18 protein-coding genes and 2 tRNA genes are annotated in these 16,791 nt (G+C 26.9%); 10 read left to right on the top strand and 10 right to left on the bottom strand.

Annotated elements, in window-relative coordinates:
* From N3D74_04135 to N3D74_04100, 8 genes are all read right to left on the bottom strand, one after another.
* On the bottom strand, positions 1-1,432 hold a 1,432-nt coding region (locus tag N3D74_04135), incomplete at its 3' end, for a ribonucleoside reductase class II (GenBank protein MCX8095354.1).
* Positions 1,433-1,526: 94 nt separating this feature from the next.
* Positions 1,527-2,111, bottom strand: a complete 585-nt coding sequence (locus N3D74_04130) for an isoprenylcysteine carboxylmethyltransferase family protein (protein MCX8095353.1) — start codon at positions 2,109-2,111, stop codon at positions 1,527-1,529.
* Complete coding sequence (ord, locus tag N3D74_04125) at positions 2,111-3,118, bottom strand: 2,4-diaminopentanoate dehydrogenase (protein ID MCX8095352.1); 1,008 nt, start codon at positions 3,116-3,118, stop codon at positions 2,111-2,113. Before ord ends, N3D74_04130 begins: the two co-directional genes overlap by 1 nt.
* Positions 3,115-3,876 carry a transporter substrate-binding domain-containing protein gene (locus N3D74_04120; protein ID MCX8095351.1) on the bottom strand — a complete coding sequence of 254 codons (762 nt, stop codon included), beginning with the start codon at positions 3,874-3,876 and terminating at the stop codon, positions 3,115-3,117. Before N3D74_04120 ends, ord begins: the two co-directional genes overlap by 4 nt.
* Positions 3,839-4,351, bottom strand: coding sequence for a methylated-DNA--[protein]-cysteine S-methyltransferase (locus tag N3D74_04115; GenBank protein ID MCX8095350.1), 513 nt, complete (start codon positions 4,349-4,351; stop codon positions 3,839-3,841). Before N3D74_04115 ends, N3D74_04120 begins: the two co-directional genes overlap by 38 nt.
* Positions 4,329-4,883, bottom strand: a complete 555-nt coding sequence (locus N3D74_04110) for an HDIG domain-containing protein (protein MCX8095349.1) — start codon at positions 4,881-4,883, stop codon at positions 4,329-4,331. Before N3D74_04110 ends, N3D74_04115 begins: the two co-directional genes overlap by 23 nt.
* A complete protein-coding gene (locus N3D74_04105) occupies positions 4,880-5,320 on the bottom strand; it encodes a RidA family protein (GenBank protein ID MCX8095348.1) in 441 nt (146 codons plus the stop codon). The genes N3D74_04110 and N3D74_04105 overlap by 4 nt, the downstream gene beginning before the upstream one ends.
* Position 5,321: 1 nt before the next feature.
* On the bottom strand, positions 5,322-6,068 hold the full coding sequence (locus tag N3D74_04100; GenBank protein ID MCX8095347.1) for an NAD-dependent protein deacylase: 747 nt from the start codon (positions 6,066-6,068) through the stop codon (positions 5,322-5,324).
* Positions 6,069-6,114: 46 nt separating this feature from the next.
* On the opposite strand from N3D74_04100, the gene N3D74_04095 reads away from it, so the two are divergent.
* The 9 genes from N3D74_04095 to N3D74_04055 all read left to right on the top strand — a co-directional run bounded on the left by N3D74_04095 (position 6,115) and on the right by N3D74_04055 (position 13,210).
* Positions 6,115-6,792: a response regulator transcription factor gene (locus N3D74_04095; protein MCX8095346.1), complete on the top strand. Its 678-nt coding sequence runs from the start codon at positions 6,115-6,117 to the stop codon at positions 6,790-6,792.
* Positions 6,779-8,506 carry an ATP-binding protein gene (locus N3D74_04090; protein ID MCX8095345.1) on the top strand — a complete coding sequence of 576 codons (1,728 nt, stop codon included), beginning with the start codon at positions 6,779-6,781 and terminating at the stop codon, positions 8,504-8,506. The genes N3D74_04095 and N3D74_04090 overlap by 14 nt, the downstream gene beginning before the upstream one ends.
* A gap of 71 nt (positions 8,507-8,577) precedes the next feature.
* Positions 8,578-9,642: a phosphate ABC transporter substrate-binding protein PstS gene (pstS, locus tag N3D74_04085; GenBank protein MCX8095344.1), complete on the top strand. Its 1,065-nt coding sequence runs from the start codon at positions 8,578-8,580 to the stop codon at positions 9,640-9,642.
* 18 nt (positions 9,643-9,660) lie between these two features.
* Positions 9,661-10,524: a phosphate ABC transporter permease subunit PstC gene (gene pstC / locus N3D74_04080; GenBank protein MCX8095343.1), complete on the top strand. Its 864-nt coding sequence runs from the start codon at positions 9,661-9,663 to the stop codon at positions 10,522-10,524.
* Position 10,525: 1 nt separating this feature from the next.
* Positions 10,526-11,374 carry a phosphate ABC transporter permease PstA gene (gene pstA, locus N3D74_04075; protein ID MCX8095342.1) on the top strand — a complete coding sequence of 283 codons (849 nt, stop codon included), beginning with the start codon at positions 10,526-10,528 and terminating at the stop codon, positions 11,372-11,374.
* Positions 11,362-12,120, top strand: a complete 759-nt coding sequence (pstB, locus tag N3D74_04070; protein MCX8095341.1) for a phosphate ABC transporter ATP-binding protein PstB — start codon at positions 11,362-11,364, stop codon at positions 12,118-12,120. The genes pstA and pstB overlap by 13 nt, the downstream gene beginning before the upstream one ends.
* Before the next feature lie 18 nt (positions 12,121-12,138).
* Complete coding sequence (gene phoU, locus N3D74_04065; protein ID MCX8095340.1) at positions 12,139-12,807, top strand: phosphate signaling complex protein PhoU; 669 nt, start codon at positions 12,139-12,141, stop codon at positions 12,805-12,807.
* Between the two features lie 248 nt (positions 12,808-13,055).
* Positions 13,056-13,131, top strand: a tRNA-Lys gene (locus tag N3D74_04060).
* 4 nt (positions 13,132-13,135) lie between these two features.
* Positions 13,136-13,210: transfer RNA gene (locus N3D74_04055), tRNA-Glu, on the top strand.
* Positions 13,211-13,218: 8 nt separating this feature from the next.
* Here the strand turns inward: N3D74_04055 and ahcY are convergent.
* Positions 13,219-14,472 carry an adenosylhomocysteinase gene (gene ahcY, locus N3D74_04050; GenBank protein ID MCX8095339.1) on the bottom strand — a complete coding sequence of 418 codons (1,254 nt, stop codon included), beginning with the start codon at positions 14,470-14,472 and terminating at the stop codon, positions 13,219-13,221.
* Positions 14,473-14,483: 11 nt separating this feature from the next.
* Entirely contained in the window at positions 14,484-15,296 is an 813-nt protein-coding gene (locus tag N3D74_04045) for a M55 family metallopeptidase (protein ID MCX8095338.1), read from the bottom strand.
* 111 nt (positions 15,297-15,407) lie between these two features.
* On the opposite strand from N3D74_04045, the gene N3D74_04040 reads away from it, so the two are divergent.
* Positions 15,408-16,721 (top strand): ATP-binding protein, encoded by a 1,314-nt coding sequence (locus tag N3D74_04040; protein MCX8095337.1) that lies wholly within the window; start codon positions 15,408-15,410, stop codon positions 16,719-16,721.
* The last annotated feature ends 70 nt before the right edge of the window (positions 16,722-16,791 follow it).

The following is a 16,791-nucleotide window of genomic DNA, read 5'->3' as shown; positions in this document are numbered from 1 at the left end:
TAAATAAGCCTCTTAAAATTGACTTTATTGCATCAGTTCCATTTTCAAGCAGTTTATCAGGTATAAATTTTTCTGGCGCATTAGAAATTTCAATATTAAAAATTTCTCTAAATTTATCAGCAAAGTTTTTTCTATGGGTGTCTAATATATATTGATTATCTCTTTCAATAACATAAGATGAACCAGAATATTTTTTAAGAATTGGTGAAAAATATTTAATTAGCTCCTTTTCATTTCCAACATGAAGAGTTATATGATTAGTATTACTTAAAGAGCCATCACCTAAAAAATAACCTAATAGTTCATAAAATTCAAGATCTATATCTTTGGATTTGATCTCAGGCATATTTAATGGAACAAAAACTTTATCTCCTTTTTCTATTTCTTCTAGTTTTTTCCAACCATTCTCAGTAAGTAATTTATGGTCTTTTGTGATTCTTAAATTAAGTCCAGATTCTATAATTATTTTATCAACTTTTTGAACCCCATTATTAATAACCTCAGTAATTTCATTCCAACCATCTCCACCCCAAACTTTTAAACCTTTTTGTAAATTCTTGGCTTTAATTAAACCTCTTTCTGTATAAACTAATGTATCTCCTACAACACATGGGTTTGTTGATTCTATTTCTCCAAGATGAGGAGTTGGGTTTTTCTTGTTTATATTATCTATAAAAATGACTCCTGGGTCTCCACTCTTCCAAGCGTGTTCAACAATTAGCTCGAAAACTTCTCTTGCTTTTAATTTTTTCCAAATTCTCCCATCTCTTGGATTTATTAATTCATATTCTTCATCATTAAAATATTTATTCATAAAATAATCTGTTATTGCTACAGAAATATTAAAGTTTGTTAAAACACCTTCTTTATCTTTTGCTGTTATAAAATCTAAAATATCTGGATGGTCAACTCTTAAGATTCCCATATTTGCACCACGTCTTACTCCACCCTGTTTTATTGTTTCAGTTGCTTTATCAAAAACCTCCATAAATGAGAGAGGACCTGATGCAACACCCATAGTTGATTTCACAATATCACCTTTAGGTCTTAATTTTGAAAAAGAAAACCCTGTTCCGCCTCCTGATTGGTGGATTAAAGCTGTGTATTTTACCGCATCAAAAATTTCTGTTAAAGAATCACCAACTGGGAGAACAAAACAAGCAGAAAGAATTCCTAATTCTCTACCTGCATTCATAAGTGTTGGTGAATTTGGTAAAAATTCTAAATTTACCATCATATTTAAAAATTCTTCAAATACTTTTTCAATATCTACATCTTTGTTATAAATTCTATCAATATTTGAGATTACTCTTGCTACTCTCTCAAATAATTCAAAAGGTGTTTCAATTACCTCACCTTTCTCATTTTTTTTAAGGTATCTTTTTTCAAGAACGAGTTTTGCTTGAGGTGTAAGATTTATATTTTTATCCATTATATCCTCCTTAATAATTAAAGGTCTTTATTTTAATTTACAACCCTATATATTATAAGTCAATAAAGAAAAAAAACCCTTCTAAAAAAGATTTTTAAAATAAAAATGGTATTAGTTTGTATTTTACCCTTTTCATATAATATTTATACTCAGGAACAGTTTTAATAAGCATTTCTTCCTCAAATTTCATTTTAAAAATATAAAGAAGAACCATTAAGAAACCACAAATAAAGTTCCATAAAAAGGGAAAAACTAAAACAGTTCCTATAGTCATAAAAATTGAAAATAGATATATAGGATGTCTTACAATCGAGTATAAACCTTTATCAATAATAATCATTTTATCATTTGGTTTTGTATATGCGCTCCAAGATTCTCTCATTTGAAGTTTTCCATAAAAAGATAAGAGAGCGCCAATTAAAACCATTAAAAATCCGAAAATATTATAAAAATCTCCATTTAAATAGATTTTAAAGTTTAAATTTAATCTTATTGAAAAATATCCTGTCCAAAGCATTATATTGGATAAGATAACAAGTCCTAAAATAAAAAATTTATCATAAAAATATGATTTTATCTTATATGACCTTATAAATGTTTTAAATAAATTAACACCCCCTCCCCAATAGATAATCAACCATAAAATCCAAATTATTAATGTTAAAATTTTAATAACCATCAAACCAAAAATCTTGGTACAGGAAGATCTTTCATTGTAATTAATCCTGGTCTTGCTTCATAAACAAGAGGTATCATATTAACAGCAATTGAAATTGTTGCAACTCCACCTTGAATTTCAGGTTTATTAACAAAGTTTATAGGCGGTTCGCCTTCAATAAAAATATAATCTCCTGTTTCAACACCTTCAAGGTGAGGTAAAATTTGTTGTGGGTGTTCTAGAATTATTTTCTCCACACCATTAACAATCCCTTTCGCAACATGTTTACAACCTGCAACCATTCCAGGTTTTACTTCAACATATTGTGTTTTCCTATACACATTCGATATAATTGGCTCTCTTGATTCAATTATATTATCAAGTTTCCAATTAAGAGCATCGCAAATCATACTAATTGATTCAGGAAACCCAAAGTGTCCAACAATTTCACCGCTTTTTAAGCCATCATTAAATTCATCTAGAGTTGTTCCAACTCCTTGAGTTTTCATAACAGATGGTCCATATGGAGAAAGGTCATTAACTCTTTTTGCATATATTTTTTCAATTTTTTTCATAACACCTGTTAATGCAATAATTAATGTATCCAATACAAATCCAGGATTAACTCCTGTTCCAAGAAGTGATACTCCTCCTTGTTTTGCTATAGAATCAAGTGAATCTGCAAGTTCTTTTGATGCTCTCCATGGATAAGACATCTCTTCAGCAATTGTAATAACATTTACTCTATTTTTTAAAAGAGGCACAATCTCTGGATAAGCATCTTTTACTCTTGAACAAGTTGAGTGAATTATAACATCAACACCTTTTTTTATAACTTGCAATGGATCTAATTCAATTTTAATTCCTATCTTCTCTCTTCCTAAAATTTCACCAACATCTAAACCTTCTCTCTCTTTTCTTTTTGAAATTACACCTACTAATTCTAAATTCTCTTTTTCAAGAATTAAAGAAATAATCCCAGTTCCCATTGCACCTGTTCCATAAACAGCAACTCTAAACTTTTTCATCTCTCCTCCTCAAACCAGTTTAAAATTAATTTTTTATAATCTTTACTATTGATTATCTTTGAAATTGCATTATTTATTTTATTTCTTAAATCATTATTATCATCTTTTAGAACAATAACTAACCCATTATCATAAACTTTTGCTTTGAAAAATTTATTTTCATCTAATTTATAAATATCAAAAAATGTTCTTTCAATAAGAATTGCATCTGCATCTTTATTTTCTAAACTTATTACTGCTTCATTAAAATTCTTATAAGGAATTTTTATAAGATTTTTTACATTTTTGACAATCTCTTCAGCAAAAGTATACATTGGAAGAATAAGTTTTTTATCTTCAAGAGAATTAATTGAATCAATTGGCATATCGACTCTTGAAATAAGATAATATGAGAGATCAAAATATGGCATAGTTATTGAAACACCTTGAGGATATTTATATTTCAAAGGGTATCCTCCTATTATAAATTGAACTTCATTATTTAAAAGAATTTCAAAATTAATATCCTTTATTTCTAAAAATTCACCTTTCAAATTTAACTCTTTTAAAAGAAGATTTAAAAAATCTATATTAAAGCCAACCAATTTTTCATTTTCTTTAAATGAGAATGGAGGATAATCTATGTTTATTCCAATTTTAATAGTTTTTATCTCTTTTTTACAGGAAAAAAGAGAAATAGAAAATAAAATTAATAAAAAAATTATAAATTTCTTCATCTTCTTAATTATAAACACATTCTCTTTTGATCTCATTTTCATTTAAAAATTTAACTCCTTCAAAAACAAGAATTTTTCTTTTTAAATCTTTTCCATAACGATATTCACCTAAAGAGAGGTCGCTTTTTATAACTCTATGACAAGGAATAATAATTGGAAAAGGGTTTATTTTCATAACATTTCCAACTGCTCTATATACTTTTTCCTTTTTTAGTTTTAATGAAATATTTTTATAAGTAGTTACCTTTCCTCTTGGGACTTCTGAAAGAAGAATAAGAACCTCTTTTTGAAAATTTGTGAGTGAGTCAAATGATATAAAATTTAAATCAAATTTTACTTTATTACCATAAAAATAATTTTTTATCTCATCAATAATCTCTTTATATTTTCTATTAAAATTTTCTTCACCATTAAAAAGAATTTCTGTTCCAATTATTTTATTGTCTTTTATCTTAACTTTTAAATTTATAAAATCTAAATTAATTAATAAATCATCAAAGACCAATTTCTTCTGCAATCTCCTTCATTGATTCAAGTGCAATTTCAATAATTTTTTCAAGTGGAATATTAAGTTCTGTCTCACAAGTTTTTATTTGTTCTCTATCGGCTCCTCTTGCAAACTCTTTTGTTTTAAATTTTTTCATAACTGAACTTACTTTAACACTTTGAAGTTTTTTATCAGGCATCACAAGGGCAGTCGCAACAATTAAACCAGAAAGAGGATCTATTGCAAATAGTGCTTTTGCAAGCAAAGAATCTCTTGGAATTCCATGTCTTTCATTATGAGATTTAACAGCATTAACAAATTCATCATCAAAACCCATTGATTTTAAAATATCACCACCAATTAGGGAGTGTTTAAAAGGATCATCTTTTGTTTCTGAATAATCAATGTCATGTAATATTCCACACAACTCCCATCTTTTATCATCCTGGTTTAAATATCTAGCAACTCCTTTCATAATTGCACCAACTGCTATTGAGTGATTAATCAAATTTACATCTTGAAGCCTCTCTTTGATTAAATTAATTGCTTCTTCTCTATTCATTCTTCAACCTCCACAATCATAGAAATTTCAATTGCCGAATTTAAAGGAAGTTCTTTTACACCAACTGCAATTCTAGAATGTTTTCCTCTTTCACCAAAAATTTGAAAAAGTACATCACTTGCACCATTTATAACCTTTGGTTGATCAAAAAAATTTTCAGAAGATGCAACAAATCCTTCAACTCTAACTATTTCTTTTACTTTATCAAGTGTTCCTAAAAATTCTTTTAAATTTGAAAGAAGTTTTAAAATTACTTTTTTACTCTCATCATATCCATCTTCAACACTTAGATCTTTTCCTAATTTTCCCTTTTTTTCAGAAATGACACCAGATAGAAAAATTAAATTCCCAACTCTTTTACATGGAATGTATGAACCAACAGGTTTTGATGGTTCTGGTAAAGAAAATCCAAGTTCTTTAATTCTTTCTTCAATCATCTTAAACCTCCAAATTTAAAATTTCATCTAATTCTCTAAATACTTCATCAATATCTGAATTTATATAAAGGTCATATTTTATTTGTTTTAAAGAAATGTCACCTTTATTCACAATAACAATTTTTCCAGATGCATAATTTGGAATATAAGATGCTGGATAAACTTTTAAACTTGTTCCAATAACAAGAAGTAAATCACTTTTATTGGTAAGTTCTATTGCCTTATCAAAATCATGAACACTTTCACCAAAAAATACAATATTTGGTTTAATTAACCCATCACATATATCACATTTTGGAATTTTTTCATTTTTTATCTTCTCTTTCATTTGATTAAGAGAATATTCTTTTTCACAATTTAAGCAATAAGATTTTTCAATTGAACCATGAAGAGTTATTACAACTTTACTTCCTGCTCTTTCATGCAACATATCTATATTTTGTGTTATTACTCCTTTAAGCTTTCCAGATTTTTCCAACTTTGCGAGAAATTTATGAGTAAAAGTTGGTTCAACTTTTTCAAGAAGTGTTATAAAATCTCTTGCAAAATCATAAAAATATTGGGGATTTATAAAAAAATAATTTATATCAAATGTTTTTTCTGGATCATATCTTTTAGTTGTATAAATTCCCATTGGTCCTCTAAAATCAGGAATACCTGCATTTGTTGAAATTCCCGCACCAGTTAAAGCAACAATATTATAAGAAGATTCAATAAGATTTTTTAATTTTTGTAAATCGCTATTCATATTTTAAATTTTAACATAAAAGAAATTGTATAATTTTATTAAGAAAATGAATGGAAAAATTGGAATAGTTGATGATGAAAGAGACATTTTAGATCTTATTGATATTAACTTGAAGAATTCAGGTTATAAAACATATCTTTTTGAAAATGGACTAAGTGCTCTTAAAGCATTAGAAAAGGAGAAATTTGATCTAATGATTATAGATCTTATGCTTCCAGATATTGAGGGGTTCGAACTTATAAAATTGATTAAAGATAAATATCCAAATACACCTGTTATAATATTAACAGCAAAGGGAAGTGAAATAGATAAAGTTGTTGGTTTTGAAATAGGAGGAGATGATTATATTGTAAAACCATTTTCAGTAAGAGAGCTTTTAGCAAGAGTAAAGGCTTTATTAAGAAGGACAAAACATATTAAAGAGGAGGAAAAAATAAAAATAAATGAAAATTTCATTATTTATCCAAAAAAGTATAAAGTTTTTATTAATGATGAGGAGATTGATTTAACTAAAACCGAATTTAATATTTTACTAACACTTTATAAAAGAAAAGGTGAAGTTCTTTCAAGAGAAGAACTTTTGGATATATTATGGGGAATGGATAAGATTGTTATTGATAGAACTATTGATGTTCATATAAAACATCTAAGAGATAAATTAAAAAGTTATGGAAATTTAATTAAAAATGTGAGAGGAGTTGGATATAAATTTGAAGAAGAGTAATCTACAGAAAAAATTAATTAGAGAAATTTTAATATCAATTTTAATTTCATTTATTTTAATTCTCTCAATATCATCAATTTATATAAGAAGAGAATTTATTAAGAGTTATGAATCTAATTTAATTATGATTGCTAATTCAATTTCAGAAGAGGTTAAAAATCTTGTTGAATCAAATAAAATTGAAGAAATAGATAATTTTGTAAAGAAAATTAGAACTCTTAAGGGTTTTAGAATAACAATTATTGATAAAAATGGAGTTGTTCTTGGAGATTCAATTTTGGATATTGAAACAATGGAGAATCATAAAACAAGACCAGAAATAATTGAAGCATTAAATGGGAATATAGGTAAATCTATTAGATTTTCAACTTCCACAAAAGAGGATATGCTTTATATTGCTGTTCCAATAAATATAAATAATGAAATTTATATCTCAAGAGTAAGTTTATCTTTAAAAGAATTAAATAATGTTATTATTATGCTTATTTTTGAAATTGCTTTAATATCAATTATTTCACTATTAATAGGTTTTTATATCTTTTATCTTTATTCAAAAAATTTAAAAGAATCTCTAGAACTTATTAAATTAAAAATTTCAAAACTTCTCTCAGGAGATTACAAAGAAAAGATTATTTTAAGAGAAGATGAGTTTAAAGAGTTAGGAGAAAATATAAATGTTCTTGGAGAAAGAATTGAAAATCTCTTAACTCAAGTTGAATTAGATAGAGAAAGATTAAATTCAATTCTTACTTCTACTGGTGAAGTTATATTTGTAATAGACTCTCAGGGTAAAATTACATTTGCAAATAAAAAATTTGAAGAATTTTTTAACGAAAAAAATGTTTTAAAAAAATATTATTGGGAAATAATAAAAGATTTAGATATTATTAATTTTATTAAAGAAGGCTTAAAAAATGACTCTTATGAAAAATTGGAGTTTGAAAAATTAAATAAATTTTATTTAATTTGTAAAAATTCAATTGAAAAAACAAAAGAGAAGGTATTTTCAATATTTGATATAACCTCTATTAAAAAATTTGAAGAAATAAAAAGAGATTTTGTAAAAGATGCATCACACGAGTTAAAAACACCTATTACGGCAATAAAAGGTTTTATAGAAACAATTGAGGATGAAATTAAAAGCAAAAATTATTTAGAAATAATAAAAAGAAATATTGATAGAATGATTAATATTATAAATGATCTTTTAACTCTATCAAAATTAGAGGAGAAAAGAGAGTTTGAAATAAAAAAATTTGATTTTAAAGAAACTATACAATACACTCTGAAAATATTTGAGAATAAAATTAAAGAAAAGAACCTTCAAGTTATAGTAGATATAAAATCAGATGATACAACAATTTGGGGAGATGAGTTTAAAATTGAACAAGCATTAATTAATTTATTAGATAATGCAATAAATTATACAGATAAAGGTTATATAAAAATAACTTTTTCAAAAGATAGTGAAAATGCAATATTTGAAATTGAAGATAGTGGAATTGGAATTCCTAAAGAACATTTGAATAGAATTTTTGAAAGATTTTATGTTGTTAATAAATCAAGATCAAGAAAAACTGGTGGAACTGGCCTTGGTCTTTCTATTGTTAAACATATAATTTCTCTTCATAAAGGTAAAATCGATGTTGAAAGCGAATTAGGTAAAGGAAGTAAATTTAAAATCACACTTCCTCAAAATTTAACAGAAAATTAACAAAAAAATTAATTTTAGTTAACAGATAATTGTAAAAATTTAATTGTGAAAGAACTATTTAGGAGGTTTTTATGAAAAAGTTTCTTTTAAGCCTTATTATTTTAGGGCTAGTTGTTTCATTATTATCTTTTTATGGTTGTAAAAAAGAGGAAAAAGCACAACCAGTTGAACTTTTAGGTGCAGGAGCTACATTTCCGCAACCACTTTATACAAAATGGTTTGATGTTTATAACACTAAAACTCAAGGTTTAGTAAAAGTAAACTATCAAGGAATTGGATCTGGTGGTGGAATACAACAATTAATTGAAAAAGTTGTTGATTTTGGAGCAACTGATGCACCAATGACAGATGAGGAAGAAAAAAAGGCAGGGGCAGAAATAATTCATATACCAGTTGCTCTTGGAGCAGTTGTTGTTACTTATAATTTACCAGGAAACCCAAAATTAAAACTTACAGGAGATGTAATTGCAGATATATTTATGGGAAAAATTACAAAATGGAATGATCCAAGAATAACATCACTAAATCCAGATATTCAATTACCAAATTTAGATATAACAGTTGCTCATAGGTCAGATGGAAGTGGAACAACCTTTGTTTTTAGTGACTATCTTTCAAGGGTGAGTGAAACATGGAAAAATGAAATGGGAAAAGGCAAATCACTTAATTGGAAAGTTGGTTTAGGTGGTAAAGGAAATGCTGGTGTTGCAGGTATTGTACAACAAACACCAGGTGCAATAGGTTATGTAGAAAAAATTTATGCAGAACAAAATGGAATGCCTTATGCTATGGTTAGAAATAAATCTGGTAAATTTGTTAATCCAGATTTAAAAGCAGTTTCTGCTGCAGCAAATGTTTCAATTCCAAAACATACAAAAGTTTCAATAGTTGACACAGATAACCCAGATGGATATCCAATATCAAGTTTCACATGGATTATTGTTTATAAAGAGCAAAATTATGGTGGAAGAGATTTAAATAGAGCAAAAGCACTTTTTAATCTTTTAAAATGGATGAATAGTGAAGCACAAGAATACAATGAACAACTTTTATATGGAAAAATACCAGATGCTGTCAAAAAAATTAATGAAGAAAATATTAAAAGTATAACCTTTGGTGGAAAACCAATAAAGTAGTATAATTTAAAATAAGAGATGAAGGTTGACAGGGTCTTTAAAATTGTCCTTTTTCTTGGTGGAATTTTAATGATTTTTCTTTTATCAGCGATTTTTCTTTCACTTATTTTCTCATCAATCCCATCATTAAAAGAATTTGGATTAAAATTTCTTTTTACAAAAGAGTGGGACCCTGTCAACCTAAAATTTGGAGCAGTTCCTTTTATAATTGGAACTCTTTTAACTTCTTTTATTTCTCTTTTAATTACAATACCATTTTCGCTTTCTATTTCAATTTATTTATCTGAGATTTTAAAAAATAAAGCAATTTCAAAATTAATTCAAACATTAATTGAGCTTATTGCTGGAATTCCTTCTGTTGTAATTGGTGTTTGGGGGCTATTTATTCTTGCACCATTCATAAGAAATATACAAATGAAAACTGGTATTCAACCAATAGGTGTAGGGATTTTTACTGCATCTTTGATTTTATCAATTATGATTATTCCATATTCAGCATCAATAGGAAAAGAGGTACTCTCTCTTGTTCCTGAAGAGGTAAAAGAAGGTGCAATTTCTCTTGGAGCAACACAATTTGAGGTTATTAAAGGAGTGCTTATTCCGTTTTCATTTAAAGGTATTTTTGGAGGCTTTCTCTTATCATTTGGAAGAGCATTTGGTGAAACAATGGCTGTAACGATGGTAATAGGAAATGCAAATAGAATTCCAACAAGCATATTTTCTCCTGGACAAACAATGGCGAGTTTAATTGCAAATGAATTTACAGAAGCAACTTCAACTTTACATCTCTCTTCTTTAATTGAAATAGGTTTAATTCTTTTCTTAATTTCAATTATTATTAATATTTTGGGAAGAATAATAATAAGAAAGGTTTCTTTCTAATATGAATGTTTCTCATCATGATTATGAAAGTAGAATAAAAAAAGATAAATTTTTTAAAACTATTGTTACAATTTTTACATATTTTTCAATAATTCCTTTATTTTTAATAATTTATTTTGTTTTTATTAGAGGTTTTAAATATTTAAACTTAAGATTTATAATTTCTCTACCTAGGCCAGTTGGAGAACCTGGGGGTGGAATTTTAAATGCTATTGTGGGAAGTTTTATAATTGTTGGAGTTGCATCTTTAATTGCAATACCAATTGGAATTATTGTTGGAGTTTTCTTATCAGAATTTAAAGAGACAAAAATTTCAGAATTTGTAAAAATTTTAGTTGATACACTCCAAGGTATTCCATCAATTGTTATGGGTATAATTGCTTACATTTGGGTTGTTAAACCGCTGAAACATTTTTCTGCTATATCTGGAAGTGTAGCACTTGCTATTATGATGCTTCCAATTGTTATCAAATCAACTGAAGAGATTTTAAACATGGTTCCACAAGAAATAAAAGAAGGTGCAATTGCACTTGGTGCTCCATATTATAGAGTTGTTTTAAAGGTTCTTTTGCCCTATGGATTTGTTGGAATTGTAACAGGAATTTTACTTGGAATTTCAAGAATAATGGGTGAAACTGCTCCTCTCTTATTCACAGCATTTGGAAATCAATTTTTAAATTTCAATATATTTAAACCAATGAGTACAATTCCTTATGTAATATTTGTTTATGCAACTAGTCCATATAAGGAGTGGCATAATCAAGCATTTGCAGCATCAATAATTTTAATTATAATTGTTTTATCAATGAATATTATTGGAAGATTTTTGGAGAAAAGATGGAAAATGTAATTTTATCAATTAAAAATTTAAATGCTTATTTTGGAGAACATAAAGTCTTAAATGATATAAATTTAGATATTTACAGAAATAGAATAACTTCAATTTTAGGACCATCAGGTTGTGGCAAGACTACATTTATAAGATGTCTTAATAGATTACATGAACTTGTTCCTAAAGCAAGAGTAGAGGGAGAAATTCTTTTGAATGGAGAAGATATATACAAAATGGACCCTATGATTGTAAGACAAAAAATAGGTATGGTTTTCCAAAAACCAAATCCATTTCCAACAATGTCAATTTATGATAATGTAATTGCAGGTTACATTTTAACAGGTGTAAAACTTTCAAAAGAAGAAAAAGATAGAATTGTTGAAGAATCACTCAAAAAAAGTGGTTTATGGGATGAGGTAAAAGATAATCTCTTCAAAAGAGGAGTTTTTCTTTCTGGAGGACAACAACAAAGATTATGTATTGCTAGAGCTCTTGCTATGAATCCAGAAATTTTGCTTTTAGATGAACCAACATCTGCTCTTGATCCAATTTCAACTCTTAAAATTGAAGAACTTATGATAGAACTTAAAAAAAGTGTTACTATTATATTAGTAACTCATAATATTGGACAAGCAGGTAGAGTATCTGATTATACTGCATTCTTTTATCTTGGAGATTTAGTTGAGTTTGGAACTACAACCGATTTGTTTACTGTTCCAAAAAATAAAAAAACAGAAGAGTATCTTATTGGTAAAATTGGATAAAAAAGGAGAGTATGAAAGATGAGTGAAATTTTAGAAAAGAAGATTTTATATTTAAAAGAGAAGTTGGTAAACCTCTCACTTATTGTGAGAGATCAAATTGAAAAATCTTTTATAGCATTAAAAGAGAGAGATAAAAATTTGTGTAATGAAGTAATTAATAGAGATGACTTAATTGATGAAAAATCTATGGAACTCGAAAAAGAAACGCTTCAAATAATTGCAACACAAGATCCGAAGGCAGAAAGTTTAAGAACAATTAGTGCAATTTTATTTGATAACATTGACCTTGAGAGAATGGCAGATCACTGTGTTGATATTGCTGAAATAACTATGACTATTGCAGATGAACCACATTTAAAACCTTTAATAGATTTACCAAGAATGAAAGATATATGTATTAGAATGCTTGATAATGCAATTAAAGGATTTTTAGAAAAAGATATAGAGATAAGTAAAATAACAATTGAAGAAGATGACCTTATTGATGATCTAAATTCGCAAATTTTTAGAGAACTATTAACATACATGCTTGAGGACCCAAGAAATATAAAAAGAGCAAATGCGCTTCTTCAGATTAGCCAACACTATGAAAGAATTGGTGACCACATAACAAATTTATGTGAGAGAACAATTTATGCTTTTGAAGGAAAAATTATAAAAACAAATCCTCATAAACCAAGATACTAATTCTCTTATACTTTTTGCTTAATCTATTTCTCCTTTTCAAATGACCTGAATTGATTTTTCCTTTCTCTTGTCTTTTGATAAATTCATCATCCATTGAAGTTTTTCATTCTTTTTATAACTAAATTCTTAATTACCAAATTCTTTCTCCTAATTTTATTATTTTATAAAAGGAGTTATATTTTTTCAATGATTTTTAACATAAAATATCTTGACTTATTTATAATAATTTGTAAAATTAATATGAAATTGGGCCGCTAGCTCAGTCGGTAGAGCACCGGCCTTTTAAGCCGGGTGTCGCAGGTTCGATTCCTGCGCGGCTCACCATGGTGGCCTCATCGTCTAACGGTTAGGACACCGCTCTTTCAAGGCGGCAATGGCGGTTCGATTCCGCCTGGGGCCACCAATTTTATTTTATAAAATTTTCCAACTTTTAAGATAATTTTCTTGTTCTTTTGTTAATTCATCAATTTCTATGCCAAGAGTTTTAAGTTTTATTTTTGCAACTTCATAATCTATTTCTTCTGGTACATCATAAACTTTTTTTAAAAGTTTCTCTTTATTTTTAACAAGGTATTCAAGAGAAAGAGCTTGATTTGCAAAACTCATATCCATAACTGATGGGGGATGCCCTTCTGCTGCGCCTAAATTCATTAGCCTTCCCTCAGAAATCAAATATACTTTTTTTCCATTAATTAATTTATACTCAGTTAAATTTTCTCTTATCTCATTTTTTTCTAAAGTAATTTCATTTAAACCATTTATATCAATTTCCACATTAAAGTGCCCTGAGTTTCCTAAAATTGTTCCATCTTTCATTTTTAAAATGTGCTCTTTTTTAATAACATTTATATTTCCTGTTGCTGTAATAAAAATATCACCATAAAGAACTGCTTTATCAATTTTCATAACTTCATAACCTTCCATATATGCTTCAAGTGCTTTCACAGGATCAACCTCACAAACAATAACATGTGCTCCCATTCCCCTTGCTCTTTCTGCAATTCCCTTTCCACAATATCCAAATCCACAAACTACAACTGTTTTACTTGAAAGAAGAATATTTGTTGCTCTAAGTAAACCATCAATTGTTGATTGTCCTGTACCAAATCTGTTATCAAAAAACCTTTTAGTTTTTGCATTGTTAACTGCAATGATAGGATAAAGAAGGATTCCTTCTCTCTCTAAACTTCTCAATCTAATAACACCTGTTGTTGTTTCTTCAGTACCACCAATTATTTTTTGAGTTTTATCTTTAAAATTTTCATGTATCATAACTGTAAGGTCTCCTCCATCATCAACAGTTAAATTTGGTTCTTTTAATATAACATTCTCAATGTGTTTAAAATAAGTTTCTTTATCTTCTCCTCTAATTCCAAATACTGGAATTTCAAAATCTTTAACTAATGATGCAGCAACATCATCTTTTGTTGAAAGTGGATTTGAAGCACACAAAAAAACTTCTGCTCCTCCTTTTTTTAAAGTTATAACAAGATTTGCTGTCTCAGGAGTTATATGAAGAGAACAACTTATTTTTAGACCCTTAAAGGGTAAATTTTTTTTAAATTTCTCTTTTATCACCTCTAAAACTTTCATCTCATTTTGAGCCCAAATTATTTTTTTAAAACCCTTTTCGCTTAATGATATATCTAAAATATCATACTCCATATTTAACCTCTTTAAAAATTTTTTGCATTATAGGCAAGTGATAAACTTGCCATTAAAAAATTATAAATCTCCTTAAAAGATGTGCTTTCAAATGAAATAGTTCTTCCATCTACTCTTTTTGAAAATGGGATAAGTGATGCAAATTCCGCCATTAAAGTGTTTATAAAAGTTATTTCTATTTTTATAGGTTTATCAAATTTTAATGGTTTTATATTTTTTATTTCTTTTAAAGAATTTTTTGCTTCTTCTCTTAATATTTTATGAATTAAATCTGGGTGATATAGTTTTGCAGAAAATCTACCAAGAGATTCTTTTGTTATAACAAATTTTGTTTGAGGGAAAAATTTTTGAGAAAAATTTTTTAACTTATCATCACCTGAAATTAAAACAACTGGAATGTTGTATTCTCCAAGAAACGCTCCATTTATTTCTGCCTCTCCGATAGAAATTCCATTTATTTTAACTTCAAATATTGTTGAACTTGAATATGTATGATCCATTTCTCCATTTAATGAACCAACAGGTGCATGATAACCTATAAACATCCCTGCATCAAAACTATCATCAATTCCTGATATCATATAAAATTCTCTAGGATAACCAGAAATTATTTTAACATCATCATATATCCTTTTTATATCTAAATTTCTTCCGTAAGCATGAGAATCACATAAAACAACTTCTGCTTCTTTATTAAAATCTTTTATACCATCTATAACTGCTAAAACCTCGTCTGTCATAAACTTTTCTATTTTTTCCTCTTTTTCTTTCCAGTAAGTTAAACCTGATATTCCTTCCATATCGACAGAGATAAAAATTTTCACATTTCACCTCCATTAATAATTTCTTTATCATTATATCATTTTAAATTTTCTTGAAATTTGTCCCCTATATGATACAATATTTTTAAAATTTTGTCCCCTAAGGAGGACAACATGGATAAAACAATTATAAAAAGAGTTATATTGGAATCACAAGAAAAAAGTTTACCTTGGTTAATAGAAAGAGATTTGAATATTAATCTTAACACAAATAAAATTATAGCAATTACAGGACCAAGAAGATCTGGAAAAACATATTTTCTTTATCAAGTTATGAAGAATTTATTAAATAAGGGGGTTTCAAAAGAACAGATAATATATTTAAACTTTGACGATCCTCGCCTTCTTCCAATAGATTCAAAAGGTCTAGAGCTTATTTATGAATCATATAAAGAACTTTATCCAGAATTTTACAAAAAGATAAATTATATATTTTTTGATGAGATACAAAATGTAAAGGATTGGGAAATAGGTGTAAGAAGATTATATGATACTCAAAAATTTAGAATATTTTTAACAGGTTCATCATCAAAATTTATGAGTAAAGAAATAGCTACACAACTAAGAGGTAGAGCTATAAATTATGAAATTCTCCCTTTTTCTATAAGGGAAATTTTTAAATATTACAATATTATTATTGATAAAAAAACTATTTATTCTGAGGATAGGTTTAAAATATTAAATTTAGTCAATCAATATCTTGAATTTGGTGGTTTTCCAGAAGTCGTAATTGAAGAAGATAAAGAAACCAAAATAAGAATTTTAAAAGATTATTTAGAAACAATGTATTTAAAAGATCTTATTGAAAGATACAGAATTAAAAATAATTTTTTATTAAAAGAACTAATTAAATATTTAACTACTAATGTATCTACTTTGTTATCAATTAATTCATTGTATAGATGGTTTAAAACAAATTATCAACTTTCGAGAAAAACATTGATTAACTATATATCTTATTTAGAAGACTCAAATATATTCTATTTTTTGAAAAAATTTTCTTATTCATTGAAAGAACAAAATTTATCTAATAAGAAAATTTATACTGTTGATATTGGTTTAAGAAAAGCATATGGTTTCAAATTTAGTGATGATATGGGAAGAATTTTAGAAAATGCTGTTTTTATTGAATTAATTCAAAGAAAAATAAGAACCCCACTATATGAAATTTATTATTATAAAGATTATTATAAAAACGAAGTAGATTTTTTAACTTTAGTTGATGGTAAAATAACGGAACTTATTCAAGTTACAATTTCTATAAATGACTTAAAAGTAAAAGAAAGAGAAATAAATGCCTTAAAAAAAGCATCTAATGAATTAAAATGTGACAATTTAAAAATAATAACTCTTGATGAAGAGGATGAAATATATATCGATAATAAAAAAATATTTGTTTTACCATTTTGGGTTTGGGTAATGGAATAAAATCTTATATTGATTTTATTGTTTAATTATGATATAAAGATTTAGATTTTAAAAACACACGCTTCTGATT

The sequence above is a fragment of the Caldisericia bacterium genome, from assembly GCA_026414995.1.
In the GTDB taxonomy this organism is placed as follows: Bacteria; Caldisericota; Caldisericia; order B22-G15; family B22-G15; genus JAAYUH01.
This window is presented reverse-complemented; position numbering and strand designations above follow the sequence as displayed.